Annotated in this window: 14 protein-coding genes; 3 read left to right on the forward strand and 11 right to left on the reverse strand. The window is 63.8% G+C overall.

All coding sequences use genetic code 11. The features are described 5' to 3' along the window. Positions 1–75: 75 nt before the first annotated feature. The 6 genes from cmk to mtnA form a co-directional block, all read right to left on the reverse strand. Positions 76–762 (reverse strand): (d)CMP kinase, encoded by a 687-nt coding sequence (gene cmk, locus NMB38_RS15440; RefSeq protein WP_023533778.1) that lies wholly within the window; start codon positions 760–762, stop codon positions 76–78. After that, the gene (locus NMB38_RS15445) at positions 759–2,966 is read right to left on the reverse strand and encodes a bifunctional prephenate dehydrogenase/3-phosphoshikimate 1-carboxyvinyltransferase (RefSeq protein WP_028688040.1); all 2,208 of its coding nucleotides are present in this window, start codon (positions 2,964–2,966) and stop codon (positions 759–761) included. The genes cmk and NMB38_RS15445 overlap by 4 nt, the downstream gene beginning before the upstream one ends. Positions 2,967–3,076: 110 nt before the next feature. Beyond that, positions 3,077–4,171 carry a prephenate dehydratase gene (gene pheA / locus NMB38_RS15450; protein ID WP_345956331.1) on the reverse strand — a complete coding sequence of 365 codons (1,095 nt, stop codon included), beginning with the start codon at positions 4,169–4,171 and terminating at the stop codon, positions 3,077–3,079. Next, positions 4,171–5,256: a 3-phosphoserine/phosphohydroxythreonine transaminase gene (gene serC, locus NMB38_RS15455; protein WP_023533733.1), complete on the reverse strand. Its 1,086-nt coding sequence runs from the start codon at positions 5,254–5,256 to the stop codon at positions 4,171–4,173. Before serC ends, pheA begins: the two co-directional genes overlap by 1 nt. Before the next feature lie 136 nt (positions 5,257–5,392). Further along, the gene (gene gyrA, locus NMB38_RS15460; protein ID WP_027915875.1) at positions 5,393–8,158 is read right to left on the reverse strand and encodes a DNA gyrase subunit A; all 2,766 of its coding nucleotides are present in this window, start codon (positions 8,156–8,158) and stop codon (positions 5,393–5,395) included. A 387-nt stretch (positions 8,159–8,545) separates the two neighbouring features. After that, on the reverse strand, positions 8,546–9,622 hold the full coding sequence (gene mtnA, locus NMB38_RS15465; protein ID WP_028688041.1) for an S-methyl-5-thioribose-1-phosphate isomerase: 1,077 nt from the start codon (positions 9,620–9,622) through the stop codon (positions 8,546–8,548). Positions 9,623–9,982: 360 nt separating this feature from the next. On the opposite strand from mtnA, the gene ubiG reads away from it, so the two are divergent. Genes ubiG through NMB38_RS15480 form a run of 3 tightly spaced genes read left to right on the forward strand, consistent with a single transcriptional unit; the run spans position 9,983 to position 12,122 of the window. Further along, positions 9,983–10,681 (forward strand): bifunctional 2-polyprenyl-6-hydroxyphenol methylase/3-demethylubiquinol 3-O-methyltransferase UbiG, encoded by a 699-nt coding sequence (ubiG, locus tag NMB38_RS15470; RefSeq protein ID WP_023533768.1) that lies wholly within the window; start codon positions 9,983–9,985, stop codon positions 10,679–10,681. A 2-nt stretch (positions 10,682–10,683) separates the two neighbouring features. Continuing rightward, positions 10,684–11,355, forward strand: a complete 672-nt coding sequence (gene mupP, locus NMB38_RS15475; RefSeq protein ID WP_028688042.1) for an N-acetylmuramic acid 6-phosphate phosphatase MupP — start codon at positions 10,684–10,686, stop codon at positions 11,353–11,355. A 26-nt stretch (positions 11,356–11,381) separates the two neighbouring features. Continuing rightward, the gene (locus NMB38_RS15480; protein WP_028688043.1) at positions 11,382–12,122 is read left to right on the forward strand and encodes a YciK family oxidoreductase; all 741 of its coding nucleotides are present in this window, start codon (positions 11,382–11,384) and stop codon (positions 12,120–12,122) included. 103 nt (positions 12,123–12,225) lie between these two features. On the opposite strand, the gene NMB38_RS15485 is transcribed toward NMB38_RS15480, so the two are convergent. From NMB38_RS15485 to NMB38_RS15505, 5 genes are all read right to left on the reverse strand, one after another. After that, positions 12,226–13,011, reverse strand: a complete 786-nt coding sequence (locus NMB38_RS15485; protein ID WP_028688044.1) for an iron-containing redox enzyme family protein — start codon at positions 13,009–13,011, stop codon at positions 12,226–12,228. Positions 13,012–13,041: 30 nt separating this feature from the next. Then, on the reverse strand, positions 13,042–15,498 hold the full coding sequence (locus NMB38_RS15490; protein ID WP_494354829.1) for an EAL domain-containing protein: 2,457 nt from the start codon (positions 15,496–15,498) through the stop codon (positions 13,042–13,044). A 305-nt stretch (positions 15,499–15,803) separates the two neighbouring features. Then, positions 15,804–16,124: an AtuA-related protein gene (locus NMB38_RS15495; protein ID WP_027915869.1), complete on the reverse strand. Its 321-nt coding sequence runs from the start codon at positions 16,122–16,124 to the stop codon at positions 15,804–15,806. After that, on the reverse strand, positions 16,121–17,485 hold the full coding sequence (locus NMB38_RS15500) for an acyclic terpene utilization AtuA family protein (protein ID WP_028688046.1): 1,365 nt from the start codon (positions 17,483–17,485) through the stop codon (positions 16,121–16,123). The genes NMB38_RS15495 and NMB38_RS15500 overlap by 4 nt, the downstream gene beginning before the upstream one ends. Next, the gene (locus NMB38_RS15505) at positions 17,486–18,778 is read right to left on the reverse strand and encodes a CitMHS family transporter (RefSeq protein WP_027915867.1); all 1,293 of its coding nucleotides are present in this window, start codon (positions 18,776–18,778) and stop codon (positions 17,486–17,488) included. It lies immediately after the preceding gene. Between the last annotated feature and the right edge of the window lie 63 nt (positions 18,779–18,841).

Here is an 18,841-nt window from a genome sequence, read left to right on the forward strand (position 1 = left end):
GACAATGTGGGTTTCGTTTAGATAAAGGAAAGCGGGCAGGACGTTGACTGGTGCCCCTGCCTGCCTTCCTGGTTATCAGAGGAGATCGCGCAAGGCGAGCTCGCTCCTGATACGTTGCAACACCTGCTCGATGGACAACTCGGTTGAGTCCAACTGAATGGCATCAGCCGCTGGTTTGAGCGGGGCCACTGCACGTTGGGTGTCGCGCTCGTCACGCGCACGAATCTCATCCAGCAGACTCGACAGACTAACATCTTCACCCTTGCCCTTCAACTGAAGGTAACGGCGGCGGGCACGTTCCTCGGCACTGGCGGTCAGAAATACCTTCAGCGGCGCGTCCGGAAACACCACCGTGCCCATGTCACGGCCATCGGCAATCAGGCCTGGGGCCTCGCGAAAGGCGCGCTGGCGCACCAGCAGCGCATCGCGCACCGCAGGCAGCGAAGCAACCATGGAAGCACCGGCACCGACGGTCTCGGTGCGAATCACGTTGCTGACATCCTCACCCTCGAGAATGATCTGCTGCAGTTTACCGGGCTCGGCGGCAATGAATTGCACATCCAGATGGGCGGCAAGCTGAGTCAGCAACTCCTCGTTGGTCAGGTCCACGCCATGGTTGCTGGCATTGAAGGCCAGCAGACGGTACAGCGCGCCCGAATCCAGCAGCCGCCAGCCCAGCTCGCGCGCCATCAGACCGGCCACGGTCCCCTTGCCGGAACCACTGGGCCCGTCGATAGTAATGACTGGCGTCAAGGCGCTCACGACTTGCCCTCTTCGGCCACGCGGATGCCAACCTCAGCGCACAGCGACAGGAAGTTGGGGAACGAAGTGGCGACGTTGGCGCAGTCATGGATACGAATCGGCGCGCTGGCGCGCAGCGATGCGACGCTGAAGGCCATCGCGATGCGGTGGTCACCGTGCCCGTGCACTTCACCGCCGCCCAGTTGCCCGCCGTCGATGATGATGCCATCGGGGGTGGGCTCACACTGGATGCCCAAAGTGAGCAGGCCATCGGCCATCACCTGGATGCGGTCGGACTCTTTCACGCGCAGTTCTTCGGCACCGCGCAGCACGGTACGCCCTTCGGCGCAGGCAGCGGCGACGAACAGCACGGGGAATTCGTCGATGGCCAGTGGCACGAGCGCCTCCGGGATCTCGATACCCTTGAGCTTGGCACCGCGCACACGCAGGTCCGCCACCGGCTCACCGCCCACCTCACGCTGGTTCTCCAGGGTGATGTCGCCGCCCATCAGGCGCAGGATGTCGATGACGCCGGTGCGGGTCGGGTTGATGCCGACATGTTCGAGCACCAGTTCCGACCCCTCGGCAATGGATGCCGCCACCAGGAAGAACGCTGCAGACGAGATATCGGCCGGCACCTCGATGCGGGTGGCGGTGAGTTTGCCGCCGGACTGCAACGAGGCGACCGGGCCATCGGACTGCACGTGGTATCCGAAACCGCGCAGCATGCGCTCAGTGTGGTCGCGCGTTGGCGCCGGCTCGGTGACGGTGGTGCGCCCCTCGGCGTACAGGCCGGCCAGCAGCAGGCAGGATTTGACCTGGGCGCTGGCCATCGGCAGCGTGTAGGTCAGGCCCTTGAGCGGCTTGCCGCCGCGAATGGTCAGCGGCGGACGGCCTTCGGGGCCGGTCTCGACCACGGCGCCCATTTCGCGCAGCGGGTTGGCCACCCGGTTCATCGGGCGCTTGGAAAGCGAGGCGTCGCCGGTCATGGTGACGTCGAACGACTGGCCGGCCAGCAGGCCCGACAGCAGGCGCATCGAGGTGCCGGAGTTACCCACGTACAGTGGACCCGGCGGCGGCTTCAGGCCGTGCAGGCCGACACCATGGATGGTCACGCGGCCCTGATGGGGGCCTTCGATGACGACGCCCATGTCGCGAAATGCCTGCAAGGTCGCCAGGGCATCTTCACCTTCGAGGAAACCCTCGACCTCGGTGGTGCCTTCGGCCAGCGAGCCGAGCATGATCGAGCGATGGGAAATCGACTTGTCGCCCGGTACGCGGATTCGCCCGTTCAGGCGGCCACCGGGTTGGGCCAGGAAAATCAGATCGTTGGCGTTCATAGCGTCCACATAGGCCCGGCGGGCCAGGATTTTACTGAAATGCTCGCGGGCAAACCGAGCGCGGGTGAAAACACCCAGCAGCTGGTGCCCGTCCCCTTCAGCGATCGCGTCGCGCAAGGCGTCGAGATCACTGCGATATGTATCGAGTGTGCGCAGGACAGCGTCGCGGTTGGCGAGAAAGATGTCATGCCACATGGTCGGGTCGCTACCGGCGATTCTCGTGAAATCGCGAAAGCCTCCCGCAGCGTACCGGAAGATGTCCAGGTTTTCATTGCGCTTGGCCAGCGAATCGACCAGCCCGAAGGCCAGCAGGTGTGGCAAGTGGCTGGTCGCAGCCAGCACTTCGTCGTGGCGCTCGACGGGCATATGCTCAACGTCAGCCTCCAGCGTACGCCACAGGCGATCGACCAGGGCCAACGCAGCAGGGTCGGTTTCGGCCAGCGGCGTGAGGATGACCTTATGCCGACGGAACAGGCTGGCGTTGGACGCCTCCACCCCGCTCTGCTCGGAGCCGGCGATGGGGTGGCCAGGCACGAAGCGCGACAAGCGCTCGCCAAGGACCGAACGCGCTTCGCGCACGACGTTACCCTTGGCGCTGCCGACGTCAGTGATCACGGCCTCACCCAGATCGAGCCGGGCCAGGCGCGCCAGGACTTTCTCCATGGCCAGGATCGGCACGGCCAGCTGGATCACGTCGGCGCCAAGGCAGGCCGTGGCTAGATCCTCTTCGCAGCGGTCGACCACGCCCAGGGCAACGGCCTGCTTGCGCGAAGGCGCATCGAGGTCGACGCCGACCACTTCGCGGCATAGGCCACTTTCACGCAGGCCTTTGGCGAACGAGCCACCGATCAGACCGAGACCGACCACCACCAGGCGGTCGATGATCGGGACGGGTTTGGTTTTTGCTGCTTTTACCACTGGTATGAACCCTGTACGAAAATCGAGGCAGTCCTTGAGGGCTTACGGGGCCATGCATCGGCCCGGAAGGTTGCGCTTCAAAGCACCGCCTTCGGATAAGACCCCAGCACTTTCAGCGCCACCGCCTCCTGGCTGATCTGTTCGAGCACTGCCTTGATCAACGGATCGCGGTGATGACCGACGAAGTCGATGAAGAAGACATACGTCCACTTGCCACTGCGCGAAGGCCGGGTCTCGATGCGGGTCAGGTCGATGCCGTTCTGGTGGAACGGCACCAACAGCTCGTGCAGGGCACCGGGCTTGTTGCTCATCGAGACGATGATCGAGGTCTTGTCGTCCCCAGTGGGTGGCACTTCCTGGCTGCCAATCATCAGGAACCGCGTGGCGTTGTCCGGGCGGTCCTCGATTTTCTCCGCAAGGCGGGTCAGCCCGTACAGGTTGGCCGCCATGTCGCCGGCGATGGCCGCCGAGTTCCACTCACCCTTGACCCGCTTGGCAGCCTCGGCGTTGCTCGACACCGCTACCCGCTCGACATTGGGGTAGTGGGCATCGAGCCACTTACGGCACTGGGCCAATGACTGGGCATGGGAGTAGATGCGGCTGATACTGTCGGTCTTGGTGTTCTCGCCCACCAGCAGATGGTGGTGAATACGCAGCTCCACTTCGCCACAGATCACCATGTCGTGCTCGAGGAAGCTGTCCAGGGTGTGGCTCACTGCGCCTTCGGTGGAGTTTTCCACCGGCACCACGCCGAAGTTCACGGCCCCGGCCGCCACTTCGCGGAACACCTCGTCGATGGCCGCCATCGGGCGGCTGACTACCGCATGACCGAAATGCTTCATGGCGGCGGCCTGGGTAAAGGTGCCTTCAGGGCCCAGGTAGGCGATCTTGAGCGGCTCTTCCAATGCCAGGCACGAGGACATGATCTCGCGGAACAGCCGCGCCATCTCCTCGTTGTCCAGCGGGCCCTTGTTGCGCTCCATCACGCGCTTGAGCACGGCAGCCTCGCGCTCGGGACGATAGAACACCGGCTCCTCGCCCTCGGCCAACGACGCCGTCTTGACCTTGGCCACTTCCTGGGCGCAGCGGGCACGCTCGCTGATCAGCTCGAGAATCTTTTCGTCGAGGCTGTCGATGCGCACACGCAGTGCCTGCAGTTCATGCTCGGACATCAACCGTGCTCCTTCTCGAATTCAGCCATGTAGGCCACCAAGGCTTCGACCGCATCCAGACCCAAGGCATTGTAGATGGATGCACGCATGCCTCCGACTGACCGGTGTCCCTTGAGGTTGAGCAGGCCACGGGCGTCGGCACCGGCCAGGAAGGCCTTGTCCAGACGCTCGTCGGCCAGGCGGAACGGCACGTTCATCCACGACCGGGCATTGACGCTGATCGGGTTGCTGTAGAACGCGCTGGCATCGATGAACCCGTACAGCAGGTCTTTCTTGGCACGGTTGCGCTGCTCCATGGCGTCCACGCCGCCCTGCTCCTTCAACCACTCGAAGACCAGGCCCGAGAGGTACCAGGCATAAGTCGCAGGCGTGTTGTACATCGAGCCATTGTCTGCCGAAACCTTGTAGTCGAGCATGGTCGGGCAGCTGCTGCGGGCATGGCCCAGCAGGTCTTCACGCACGATGACCACCACCAGCCCGCTGGGGCCGATGTTCTTCTGGGCACCTGCGTAGATCAGGCCGAACTGCGACACGTCGATGGGGCGCGAGAGAATGTCGGAGGACATGTCGACCACCAGCGGCACATCGCCGGTCTGTGGCACCCAGTCGAACTGCAGGCCACCGATGGTCTCGTTGGAGGCATAGTGCACGTAGGCTGCGTTGGCGGTCAGGTTCCATTCGTTCTGACCAGGGATGGCCAGGTAGTCGTAGGGCTTGGCGCTGGCAGCCACGTTGACGTTGCCGAAGCGGCGCGCTTCCTCGATGGCTTTCTTCGACCAGATACCGGTCTCGATGTAGTCGGCGGTGCCGTCTTCAGGCAACAGGTTGAGCGGGATTTCGGCAAATTGCTGGCTGGCGCCGCCCTGCAGGAACAGCACCTTGTAATTGGAGGGGATGGACAGCAGGTCACGCAAGTCCTGCTCGGCCTTCTCGGCGATGGCCACGTAGTCGTCGCTGCGATGGCTCATCTCCATGACCGACAGGCCCTTGCCGTGCCAGTCCAGCATCTCGGCCTGGGCGCGCTGCAGCACGGCATCAGGAAGCGCGGCAGGGCCTGCGCAGAAGTTAAAGGCTCGTTTGCTCACATCCACTCTCGCTCTGCCAAATAGAACAACATCGTAATTCGGTGGCCCAGGCCTGCCTGGGGCCCTTGCAGGCCAAATGCCTGGCTTGATCAGTCAAACGGGGCGACCTTGGTCGCCCCGTTCGGATTCAGCGCACTTACTCTTGCGGGGCTTCTTCGGCGCCCGCTGCATCTTGCTCGTCAGGGGCCTGGGCCTCCACGCCCTCCTCGTCAAGCTCGATGAGCGCATCGAGCTCTTCCTCGGACGGCTCCTGGATGCGCTCAAGGCCCACCAGCGTCTCGTCGGAGGCCAGCTTGATCAGCGTCACGCCCTGGGTGTTACGGCTCAGGCTGGACACCTCGCCGACCCGGGTACGTACCAGTGTGCCCTGATCGGAAATCAGCATGATTTCCTCACCTTCCTGCACCTGGATGGCGCCGATCAGCAACCCATTGCGCCCCTTGGTACCCATGGCGATCACGCCCTGGCCGCCACGGCCGCGACGAGGGAACTTGGACAGCGGGGTACGCTTGCCATAGCCACGCTCGGACGCGGTGAGGATCTGCGCACCGGACTCCGGGATCAGCATCGAGATGATCTGCTGCCCCTTGCCCAGCTTCATGCCGCGCACGCCGCGGGCGGTACGGCCCATTTCGCGCACCACGCTTTCGGCAAAGCGGATGACTTTGCCGGCGTCGGAGAACATCATCACTTCCTTGGCACCATCGGTGATGGCCGCAGCGATCAGGGTGTCACCTTCCTTGAGCTTCAGGGCGATCAGGCCGTTGGAGCGAGGACGGGCAAACTGGACCAACGGCGTCTTCTTGACAGTGCCGGAAGCGGTGGCCATGAAGATGTAGGCGCCAGTAGGCTCTGCCGCCCACTCGGGGGTGTCGCCTTCTTCCTCGTCCACTTCCTCGACTTCGACCAGCTCGCCTTCGAGCACGGCGTCATCGGCGTCTTCGAGTTCTTCTTCAAGGTCGGCGTTCTGCTGCAAGGCCTCAAGATCGACCTGCAGCATGGCGGTGATGCGCTCACCCTCTTCCAGCGGCAGCAGGTTGACCAGCGGGCGACCACGGGCAGCGCGAGATGCCTCGGGGATTTCGTAGGTCTTTTTCCAGTACACCTTGCCCTTGCTGGAAAACAGCAGCAGGGTGGCGTGACTGTTGGCGACCAACAGGTGCTCGATGTAGTCCTCGTCCTTCACGCCGGTGGCCGACTTGCCCTTGCCGCCACGGCGCTGGGCCTGGTAGGCGGACAATGGTTGGGTCTTGGCATACCCACCATGGGAAATGGTCACCACGCGCTCTTCTTCGGGGATCATGTCGCCGTAGTTGAGGTCGTGGCTGGCATTGAGGATCTCGGTGCGGCGGGCATCGCCGTACTCGGCGCGAATCGCCTCGAGCTCTTCGCGGATCACTTCCATCAGGCGCTCGGCGCTGTTGAGAATGCGGATCAGCTCACCGATCTGCTCCAGGATTTCCTGGTACTCGGCCAGCAGCTTCTCGTGCTCCAGGCCAGTCAGGCGGTGCAGGCGCAGATCAAGGATCGCCTGGGCCTGTTCCGGCGACAGGTAGTACTTGCCGTCGCGCAGGCCGTATTGTTCAGGCAGGTCGGCCGGGCGGCACGAATCGGCACCGGCACGTTCGACCATGACCTGCACGGCACTCGATTCCCAGGCGGTGGACACCAGGGCTTCCTTGGCCTCCGACGGGGTGGGCGAGGCCTTGATCATCGCGATGACCGGGTCGATGTTGGACAGCGCAACCGCCTGGCCTTCGAGGATGTGGCCGCGCTCACGCGCCTTGCGCAGTTCGAACACGGTGCGCCGGGTGACCACTTCGCGGCGGTGGCGCACGAAGGCTTCGAGCAAGTCCTTGAGGTTGAGCAGGCGCGGACGGCCATCGACCAGGGCCACGACGTTGATGCCGAACACGCTTTGCAGCTGGGTCTGCGAGTACAGGTTGTTGAGCACCACCTCCGGCACCTCGCCGCGACGCAGCTCGATGACGATGCGCATGCCGTCCTTGTCGGACTCGTCGCGCAGCTCGGTGATGCCCTCGATCTTCTTCTCTTTGACCAGCTCGGCGATCTTCTCGATCAGGCGCGCCTTGTTCAACTGGTACGGCAGCTCGGTCACCACGATCTGCTGACGACCGCCCACCTTGTCGATGTCTTCGATCTGGGAGCGGGCCCGCATGTAGATGCGGCCACGGCCGGTGCGGTAGGCCTCGATGATGCCCTGGCGGCCGTTGATCAGGCCTGCGGTAGGGAAATCGGGACCGGGGATGTGCTGCATCAGCTCATCGATGGTGACGTCCGGGTTGTCGATCAGCGCCAGGCAGCCATCGATCACTTCGCCCAGGTTGTGCGGCGGAATGTTGGTGGCCATGCCCACGGCGATGCCGCTGGAACCGTTGACCAGCAGGTTGGGAATACGCGTCGGCATGACCGCCGGGATCTGCTCGGTGCCGTCGTAGTTGGGCACCCAGTCGACGGTTTCCTTGTGCAGGTCGGCCAGCAGCTCATGAGCCAGCTTGGCCATGCGCACTTCGGTGTATCGCATGGCCGCGGCGTTGTCGCCGTCCACCGAACCGAAGTTGCCCTGGCCGTCGACCAGCAGGTAGCGCAGCGAGAAAGGCTGGGCCATACGCACGATGGTGTCGTAGACCGCAGTGTCGCCGTGCGGGTGGTACTTACCGATCACGTCACCGACCACACGGGCGGATTTCTTGTACGGCTTGTTCCAGTCGTTGCCCAGTTCGCTCATCGCAAAGAGAACGCGGCGATGCACGGGCTTCAAGCCGTCACGCGCATCGGGCAGCGCTCGCCCGACAATCACGCTCATCGCGTAGTCGAGGTAAGACTGTCTCAGTTCGTCTTCGATATTGACCGGGAGGATTTCTTTGGCCAGTTCGCCCATGAGAAGCCTGATTCCTTTTTCTGGTGAAACTTCGCAGCGCCATCAAGGGCCGAACGAAGCTCGCCGCCGCAGTGCACTCGCCTGTGACGACTTACGACAAATCAATGAGTTGTGCCATGGATCTGCGCAATGAAGACCGCCGCACAGCGGGGTCTTGGAAACTGCCGGATATTACCACAACGGCAGGGGTAGTGGGAGATGCGGCAAGTGGCCAGCCGGGCCGCGAATTCATGCCCTGGCCGAGCGGTGCACGCCGGGGTGAACGGTAGCCGCGAGCCCCACAGGCCCGCGCTCGACAGCGCGCCGGGCAGGTGCGCCTGGGCGCGTGTAAACACCTGCTAGGTCGGCAGCAGGCTATGGCGCACGAAGGGTCTGCTGCGCCGCCCTTCAGTGAAGGCGCTTGCGGCACATCATCTGCGCCAGCTTGGCGGTATCCGGGCGTTCGATGATGCCGCGCTCGGTCACGATCACATCAATCAGGTCCGCCGGGGTCACGTCGAAGACCGGATTGAATACCTCCACCTCCGGTGCCACCCGCGTGCCGGCATAGTCGAGCAGTTCATCCGGCTCGCGCTCTTCAAGCGGGATGTCGTCCCCCGTCTCCAGGTTCAGGTCGATACTGCTGCTCGGGGCTACCACCATGAAGCGCACACCATGGTGCATGGCGCTGACCGCCAGTTGATAAGTGCCGATCTTGCTGGCCACATCCCCATTGGCAGCGATGCAATCAGCGCCGACCACGACCCAGGTGATGCCCTTGGTCTTCATCAAGTGCGCCAGGGCCGAATCGGCGCACAGGGTGACCGGCAGGCCTTCGTTGGCCAGCTCCCAGGCCGTGAGCCGCGATCCCTGGAGCCACGGGCGAGTTTCCCCGGCGTACACCCGCTCCACCATGCCTTCCAGAAAGCCTGCGCGAATCACCCCCAGCGCGGTTCCGAAACCGCCGCTGGCCAAGGCGCCGGCATTGCCGTAGGTCAGCAGCGTCTGGGCATTGCCCTGGTGTCGGCGGATCAGTTCGGTGCCGTGCTGGGCCATGGTCAGGTTGGCCTCGCGATCGCTTTCGTGAATGGCCAGCGCCTCGGCTTCCAGTGCGCCCAGCACGTTCTCGTCGGGACGCAGGCGTTGCAGGCGCTCGCGCATCCGGTTCAAGGCCCAGAACAGGTTGGCTGCGGTAGGGCGCGCCTCGGCCAGGAGCATGAAATCCTCTTCGAGGTCCATCTCCCAGTCGCCACCTTCTGCCAGACGCTCCTCGGCGGCCAGTACCAGCCCATACGCGGCCACGATACCGATGGCCGATGCGCCGCGCACGGCCATGTCGCGAATGGCGGTGGCCACCTGGGCGACAGTGTCGCAGGCCAGCCAGTGTTCCTGGGACGGCAGCAGGCGCTGGTCGAGCAGATGCAGAACGCCGCCCTGCCAGCGGATTCCGGTCACCTTCTCGGCCGCCAAAAGTTGCTCGCGCATCACCTCTCCCCGTCGTTCGCGTATCAAAAGCCGGCGATTATAGCGACCCGGCGCCCCGAGCGCTCGGGTATACTTCGGCCTTTTCCAGCGCAAGCTGCGCGCCGCAGACATCCGGCAGCACAAGCAAGGTTGGGCACAGCGTCGCTGGCCGAGGCGCCATCGCCGCCCGCCCTCTGGCATGGGCCTTTACGGCCACGCACAGAAAGCCACCGCACTGCCCGACAGGCAAAAGGCCCACGGGGTGTGCACGAGCCCGGCCTGAACGCCGTGCGAACGCTTGGGCCAACGCCACCGTCTGTATGTCATGTACCTTGCAGCTTGCCACGTGAAGCTGATTCCCACGTTTCTGAGGACTGTTCAATGAGCAACGTCGACCGCGCTGAAATCGCCAAATTCGAAGCGCTGGCCCACCGCTGGTGGGACCGCGAGAGCGAGTTCAAGCCGCTGCACGATATCAACCCGCTGCGCGTCAACTGGATCGACGAGCGCGCCCACCTGGCTGGCAAGAAAGTGCTGGACGTGGGTTGCGGCGGCGGCATCCTCAGCGAAGCCATGGCCCTGCGCGGCGCCTCGGTGACCGGCATCGACATGGGCGAGGCGCCCCTGGCCGTCGCCCGCCTGCATCAACTGGAGTCGGGCGTGGAGGTCGAATACCGTCAGGTCACGGCCGAGGCCCTGGCCGAAGAAATGCCCGGTGCCTTCGACGTGGTCACCTGCCTTGAGATGCTCGAGCACGTACCTGACCCGTCATCGGTAATCCGCGCTTGCTACCGCATGGTCAAGCCAGGCGGCCAGGTGTTCTTCTCCACCATCAACCGCAACCCCAAGGCCTACCTGCTGGCCATCGTCGGCGCCGAGTACATCCTCAAGATGCTGCCGCGCGGGACCCATGACTTCAAGAAGTTCATCCGCCCTTCCGAGCTGGGTGCCTGGAGCCGCGTCGCCGGCCTTGAGGTCAAGGATATCATCGGCCTGACCTACAACCCGCTGACCAAGCACTACAAGCTCAGCAGCGACGTGGATGTCAACTACATGATCCAGACCCTGCGCGAGGAATGAGCATGCGCCTGCGAGCGGTACTCTTCGACATGGACGGCACCTTGCTGGACACGGCGCCCGATTTCATCGCCATCTGCCAGGCCATGCTCGCCGATCGAGGCCTGCCGGCCGTCGACGACGAGCTGATCCGGGGTGTGATCTCCGGTGGTGCTCGCGCCATGGTGGCCGCCACCTTCGCCATGGACCCGCAGGCCGAGGGTTTCGAAGCCCTGCGCCTGGAGTTCCTGGAGCGCTACCAGCGCGACTGCGCCGTGCATACCCGCCTGTTCGATGGCATGAGCGAGCTGCTGGAGGACATCGAGCGAGGCAAGCTGCTGTGGGGCGTGGTCACCAACAAGCCGGTGCGCTTCGCCGAGCCGATCATGCAGCGCCTGGGCCTGGCCGAGCGTTCGGCCTTGCTGATCTGCCCGGATCATGTAAAGAACAGCAAACCCGACCCGGAGCCGCTCATCCTGGCCTGCAAGACCCTGGCGCTGGACCCTGCCAGTGTGCTGTTCGTCGGTGACGACCTGCGCGATATCGAATCCGGCCGAGATGCTGGCACCCGCACCGCCGCGGTACGCTTCGGCTACATCCATCCTGAGGACAACCCCAACAACTGGGGTGCCGACGTGGTGGTGGACAGCCCGCAGGAGCTGCGTAAAGTCATCGACAGCGCCCTGTGTGGTTGCTGATCACCGCTAACGCCAAAGGATCTGACATGTTCGAATACACTGCCCGCCCCGACCTGCTCAAAGGCCGGGTCATCCTGGTCACCGGTGCCGGGCGCGGCATCGGTGCTGCCGCGGCCAAAGCCTACGCCGCCCTGGGCGCCACGGTGCTGTTGCTCGGCAAGACCGAAGCGAACCTCAATGCGCTCTATGACGAGATCGAAGCGGCCGGGCATCCCCAGCCTGTGGTGATCCCGTTCAACCTGGAAACCGCCCTGGCCCATCAGTACGACGAGCTGGCGGTCATGATCGAGGAACAGTTCGGGCGCCTGGACGGGTTGCTCAACAACGCCTCGATCATCGGTCCACGCACGCCCCTGGAACAGTTGTCGGGCGACAACTTCATGCGCGTCATGCACATCAACGTCAATGCCACCTTCATGCTCACCAGCACCCTGCTGCCGCTGCTCAAGCAGTCCGAAGACGCTTCGGTGGTGTTCACCAGCAGCAGTGTCGGGCGCAAGGGCCGCGCCTATTGGGGCGCCTACGGCATCTCCAAGTTCGCCACCGAAGGCATGATGCAGACCCTGGCCGACGAACTCGAAGGGGTGGCGCCGGTGCGCTCCAACAGCATCAACCCGGGCGCGACGCGTACGGCCATGCGCGCGCAGGCCTACCCGAGCGAGAACCCCCAGGACAACCCGCTGCCCGAGCAAATCATGCCGGTCTACCTCTATCTGATGGGGCCTGACAGCAAGGATGTGAACGGGCAGGCATTCAACGCCCAGTGAGCGGCTCGTCTACCTGAGGCCGCCTTGCGCGTTCTCGGCCGTTTCGCAGCCCATCGCCGGCGTATCGGCGATGGGCTGAGCCTGCGTCACGACAGGCGCGCAATCACCCCGCCGCCAACGCCGGGCTCGCCCGCTCGTGCTGGGTGGCTTCAAGTTGCATGCACCGCTCCAGGAACAGGTACATGCAGTCATAGCTCTTGCAGATGGCCCGGCGCAATTCGGTGCGCAAGGCCGTGCTCGGGTTCTCGCCTACCAGCGTACAGATGATCTCCAGCGCCTCCCACGGGTGGGTGTCGTCATACTGCGCGTGCATCTTGAGCCACTTCATGGCCCGCTTGCGCTGCTCTTCCGGGAAGCCCATCGCGTAGGTGTCGGTGGAACACACCACCGCCGACCACTCCCCGGTGGCCCCTTCGATGGCATAGTTGGTGGCGGCCATGGCAATGGCCAGGTTTTCCGTGGCACACACACGCCAGCACCAATCGTTGAGGCCATTGAGCTCAGGCGGCACATCCTGAGCCTGCAGGTCGTGCAGGTGAATGCCGTGGGCGTGGGCCCAGTTCACCCAGTAATCGGCATGGTTAAGCTCCACGCGGATATTACGCATCAACCAGCGCCGCGCCATGTCCTCGCCTGGGTGCCGGCCATAACGGGTCTTGGTGAGGTTATGGGCCATGTACAACGAGAACTGCTCGACCACCGGCCAGCCGCCGATCAGGTACTGGCGAATGGTCGCTTGCTTCAATTTGCCGTCACGCAGACGTCGATACACCTCATGGTCAACCACTCGCTGCTTGCTCTCATGGCAATCGGCAAGCAGTTGCTGGGCCCATTTGGGGTAACTGGCCGGGTCCATCAATGGCCCGATACGAACGAATGCATCAATCACTGTCTACTCCTTGTTCCTTGTGATTTCCAGCTAACGAAAGGTGCCAGGCGCCCGCTGCAACAGAGGCCGGGCGGCAATCCGTTGGCGATGCAGACTGTCACATGTGAATACCTGGGGCCGCTCGATCAGATAGCCCTGGGCGTAATCGACACCAATTTCCTGTAGCGCTTGTTCGATCATGGGTGTTTCCACGAATTCTGCAATGGTGCGCTTGCCCATGACATGGCCAATATGGTTGATGACCTCCACCATGGCCCGGTTGACCGGATCGTCCAGCATGTCCTTGACGAAGCTGCCGTCGATCTTGAGGAAGTCGACGGGCAGATGCTTGAGGTAGGCGAACGATGACATGCCTGCACAGAAATCATCCAGTGAAAAACGACAACCCAGGCCTTTTAGCTCGTTGATGAAGCGAATGGCGCTGCCCAGGTTGGCAATGGCGCTGGTTTCGGTGATCTCGAAGCAGATCATGCGCGGAGGAATGGCATATTCGGCGAACAGGCGCTGCAGGTATTCGAGGAACTTGTCATCGCCGATGCTTGCACCGGACAGGTTGATGGCGCAGGTCGACAGCGGCCCCTGGTGGCCTGCATCCAGGCATTGGCGGATGATGATGAAGACGTTGCGCACTACCCAGCGATCGAGCGCGGTAATCAGCCCGTAGCGCTCGGCAGCCGGGATGAAGCTGTTGGGGAGTATGGTGCGCCCGCTTTCATCGTGCAGGCGCAACAGGATTTCGATGTGGCCGGGCCCCTCGAAAGCCTTCAACGGCGCGATCTCCTGGGCGTACAGGCAGAACCGGTTCTCTTCCAGGGCCACGTGCAAGCGCTGAATCCAGGCCATCTCGCCAAACCGAATGGACAGCTCGCTGTCATCGGCGTGGTACACCTGAACCCGGTTGCGCCCCTTTTCCTTGGCCATGTAGCAGGCCATGTCAGCAGCCCGCAGTGATGCCTCGAGGGTGCCGGGGGTCTGAGCGATATGCACCAGCCCGATGCTGACCGTGGTCACGAACGGCCGGCCTTTCCACACGAAGTGCAGGCTCTGGACGGTCTGGCGTAACTGCTCGGCAATCCGCTCGGCCTGCTCGGACGGGCAATTCTCCAGCAACACGCCAAACTCATCGCCCCCCAGCCGCGCCAGCGTGTCACCTTCTCGCAGGCCCGATTGCAGCACGGCGCAGATGTGCCGAAGCAACTCGTCCCCGGCGGCATGGCCGCACGTATCGTTGACCAGCTTGAACTGATCCAGGTCCAGGAACATCAGTGAATGCCGCCCAGGCTGGCGCGCCAGCGCATTGAGCGCCTGCTCCAGCCGGTATTCGAACTCGCGACGGTTGGCCAGGCCTGTCAGCGCATCGTGCGTGGCCTGCCAGGAGAGGTTGGCGATGTACTGGCGCTCCTGGGTCATGTCGTGCAGCACCAGCACGATGCCATTGACCTGTCCGTCATTGACAATGGACGAGCCCACCAGGTTGATCGACACCGTGCTGCCGTCCAGGCGCTGAATCAGGCGGGCATGTTCGGCGCCCCCTTTCAAACTGCCACTGAGCACCTGCTCCACTAGGCTGCGGCCCTCGTCCACGTCGTGCTCGTCCACCAGGGTGAACAGGGCCGACAACGGCAGGCCCAGGGCCTGGGCGGCCTTCCAGTGGGTCAGCTGCTCGGCCGCCGGGTTCATGTAGCCGATCAAGCCCTCCACATCCGTGGTGATTACCGCGTCACCGATAGCCTGCAAAGTGATCTGCGCACGCTCCTTTTCTTCCTCCAGCGCGTTGGCAAACGCCTGGCGCTGGGCCAGCAGTTTGCTGGAGCGCCGCCAGGCGATGGTGATCAGGATCATCGCAGTCAGCAGGTTGGTGATCAGCAGCACCCGCAGCAGGACGCGCGACCCCTCGCCCAGGGCATCGCTGAACGCCTTGGCAGCCGGCGTCACCCCCTCGTTGATGGTGGCAATGCGGCTTTTCCAGGCACGAATCACCTGCTCATCGACCGGCCCGCTGGCGAAGCGCTGGTGCATCTCGCCTGCCAGCACGTTCAGCTTGGCCAGGTAATCGTCGCCGATGTCCCAGTAATTGATGGCTGTCTGCAGGTAGCTGACAGTACGAAAGTGGCGGTAGAACCAGATGATGCGTTGCACGTCGTCGGGGTGGTTGCCACCTTGCAGGACGGCCTGGCGCACCGCCTCCAGGTCCAGATTCGACTGATCCATGAGCTTGCGCGCGCGGTGATCGCCCTGGGGCACCACGATGGCCTGCTGGTAGCGGCCATAGGTGGCTTCGTCGCGCGTGGTGGCGTACAGGTTGAGGTAGTAGATGGCGTCTTTTTGCGCCTTTGACCACAAGCTTTCGCCCGCCACGTAGGCACGCACGGCAGAAAGCGTGTAGAGGCTGAGGCTGCCAAGGGCGACCTGGAAAACCACCACGGCGATGAATGGCCAGGTGAGCCCGAGGAGCTTGGGCGCTTCTTGAGTGCGATGTCCCTTCATGGAGTCCCTGTCACAGAGCAGATAAGGCGCGAATCAACCCAGACAAAGCACAGCGTAGGCCATCTGCCATTAACGCGATGAAAATTTAGGGGCCCGATTTCAGTCAATGATAGCCGCCGCGCCTGCTGCCTGCAGGGCGCAGCGTCTGGTTCGCCGGTTTGAGCGTGGCGCGGTGCTGGACCCATTGTCGCAGACACCGCACGGACCCCGTCAATCACGTCATGCCAGCCTGGTTTTTGGCCCACTCAAGTGCGCACCGCAGGGGCCGGGCTTGACCCGTGTGCACGGCGCGGGCCGACCGCTTGTCAGAGTTCGAGATCCAGCAGCGCCGCCCCCAGCGTCTTGCCATGGGCATCCAAGGCCAGCGATCGGGTCACACCGCCACGCAGGATGCCGGGCAGCACGAAGTTCAACGCCCCGAGCTGCGCCAGCTCGTACCGGCGAACGGGGGGGCCTGCCGGGTCCAGCAGCTCGGCAAAGTGGGCCGTGACGCGCTCTACCGTCAGCCACTGGGCCAGGCGCGGGTAGTCAGCCGAATCAAAGGCGATTACCGAGATGTTCGACGTGTCGCCCTTGTCGCCAGTACGGCTGTGGGCTATATCGCGCAATTTCGTGTGGGTACTCATGCCACCTCCTCCAGATGCACCTGCAAGGCGACCGCGTCCCTGGGCAGCAACAGCGAAGCCACCGCCACCACCTGACGCACCGACTTGCTCGCTCCACCGCCGCCATAGGGGCCGTTGGTGTAGAGGGTTTCCACCTCGTTGCCGATGCGCACCGCATCATTTTTGGTGGCGCAGCGCGCCGCCACACGCAGCCGCACCTCCCAGGGCTCGCCCTGGGCGCGCTGGGCCAGGTCGTCACCGTGCAAGGCGCTGACGCCTATCAGCTCGCTGCGTATATCGTCGCAGGCCACACCGGTCAGTTGCAGGCGCTTGCGTACGATCGCTTCGGCCAGGCGCCCGCGGGCCACCGCACCAGGGCCGCCATAGGACATCTGCCCTTCGCCGATCCAACCGTCGAGAAAACCCACCGACACCTTCAACGCCTCCGGGCGCGCGCGCCCACTGGCGCCTCGCACCTGGACCTCATCTTGATCCAGGGCCTGAAACGTCACCTGACTGAAATCAGCCGTCACATCGGGCGTAAGGTAAGCGGCCGGATCATGCACTTCGTACAACAGTTGCTCGGTGCAGGTAGCGGTATCGATGCGCCCGCCGGAACCGGCCACCTTGCTGATCACCGCATGGCCCATGGCATCGATTTCGGCCAGCGGGAAGCCAAGGCGGTCGAGTTCGGGCACTTCCTTCACCCCGGGGTCGGCGAAGTAGCCGCCGCTGATTTGCCCTGCGCATTCGAGCAGGTGCCCGACCAGGGTGCCGCGCCCCAGTAGCGTCCAGTCGTCGACGCGCCAGCCGAACTCGAACAGCTGCGGTGCAAGAAACAGCGACGGATCGGCCACACGGCCGGTGACCACGATATCTGCATCGGCCTGCAAGGCCTGCACGATACCCTCTGCGCCCACATAAGCGTTGGCTGAAATCAATCGATCGCCCAGTTCAGAGAGGGTGGCACCGTTGTCGAGGGTCTGCTCGGGCCATTGCTGCAAGGTGGCGAGCACATCGTCGCCGGTCAGCGCCGCCACTTTGATACCAGGCAAGCCCAGCTCAGCCGCGATGCGGCGGATTTCAGAGGCCGCGCCCAGTGGGTTGGCCGCACCCATGTTGGTGATGATGCGCAGGCGCCGCCGCGTGCCGTCGGCCCCTGGACCTACGTAAGGCAGCACGCGGCGCATGCGCTCGCCCAGCAAGGGGTCGAAACCACCGTGCGGGTCCAGCAACCGCGCTTGCTGCGCCAGGGCGATGGTGCGCTCGGCCAGGCATTCGAACACCAGGTAGTCCAGTTCACCCTGTTGCGCCAACTCGATGGCCGGCTCGATGCGGTCGCCCGAATAACCGGCGCCAGCGCCGATGCGTATGGTCTTCATCTAGAAAACTCCAATGACCAGGGCGGTCAAGGTCATCAGAACCGAGGCCGCGAACAGGAAAGGGATGGTGAAGCGCTGGTGATCGGCCAGTTCGATCTTGCACAGGCCAACCAGCAGGAAGGTCGCGGGGGTCAGTGGACTGACCGGAAAACCCGTGGTGTGCACGCCCAGAAGCGAAGCCTGGGCTACTTGCATCGGGTCCACGCCCAGGGCTCTGCCAACCTCGGCGACCACCGGCATGATGCCGAAGTAGAACGAATCCGGGTCGAACAGCAGGCTCAGGGGCATGGAAAGAAAACCGACTACCGCAGGAATCAGTTGGCCATGCCCTGCAGGAATCTGCCCCACCGCCACCTCGGCCATCGCTTTGAGCATGCCGGTGCCTTGCATGATACCGGTGAAGACGCCCGCGGCCAGAAGAATGCTGGCCATGGTCAGCGCGGTCTTGGCATGGGCGTCGATGCGCGCCCGCTGCGCGTCCACGTTGGGGTAGTTCAGGCACAAGGCGAGCACGGTACCGACCATGAACATCACCACCGGGTCCACCACCCCTGCGATCATTACGCCCATCACCACCAGGGTCAGCAGCAAATTGGGCCAGAACATGCGCGGCTTGCGCAGCTCGCGTTCGGCGTCAGTCAGCACACGCTGGTGAGGGGTGACGTCGAGCGCGTCCCGGCCCAGACCCAGGCGCCGTTCTTCGCGTCGCCCAAGCCAGTAGGCACAGGCGAAGACGAAGATCAGCCCGACGATCTGCACCGGAATCAGCGGCTGAAACAGGTCAGCCACCGGCACGTGCAGCGCTGCCGATGACCGCAGCACCGGGCCGGTCCAGGGCAGGAAGTTGACCCCGGCCGCCATGGCCGTGACGCAGGCCAGGATGCGCTTGTCCATGCCCAGGCGGGTGTACAGCGGCAGCATCGCGGGGATGGTCACCAGGAAGGTCACTGCGCCCGAACCGTCCAGGTGCACCAGCAGGGCCAGCAGGGCCGTGCCCATGACGATGCGCGTCGGGCGTGTGCCGACGCGCTTGAGGATGCGGTCGATGATCGGGTCGAGCATGCCGGCGTCGGTCATGATGCCGAAGAACAGGATGGCAAAAACGAACATGCCCACGACCGGGGCGACGTTCTTGATGCCGGTGATGATGAAGCCGCTGGTTTGCAGGCCGAAGCCACCGAGCAACGCCGCGATGATGGGCAGGGCGATCAGGGCGACCAGGGGGGAGATGCGTTTGCTCATGATGCTCACGAGCATGCACAGGACAGTAGCGACACCGAGGGTGGCGAGCATGGGGTTTCCTCTTCGGGCTCAGGTCCGCGGTTGCGAGAGAAGGCCCTGTTGTTGTTTTGCAAG

Source organism: Pseudomonas sp. FBCC-B35 (genome assembly GCF_059133755.1).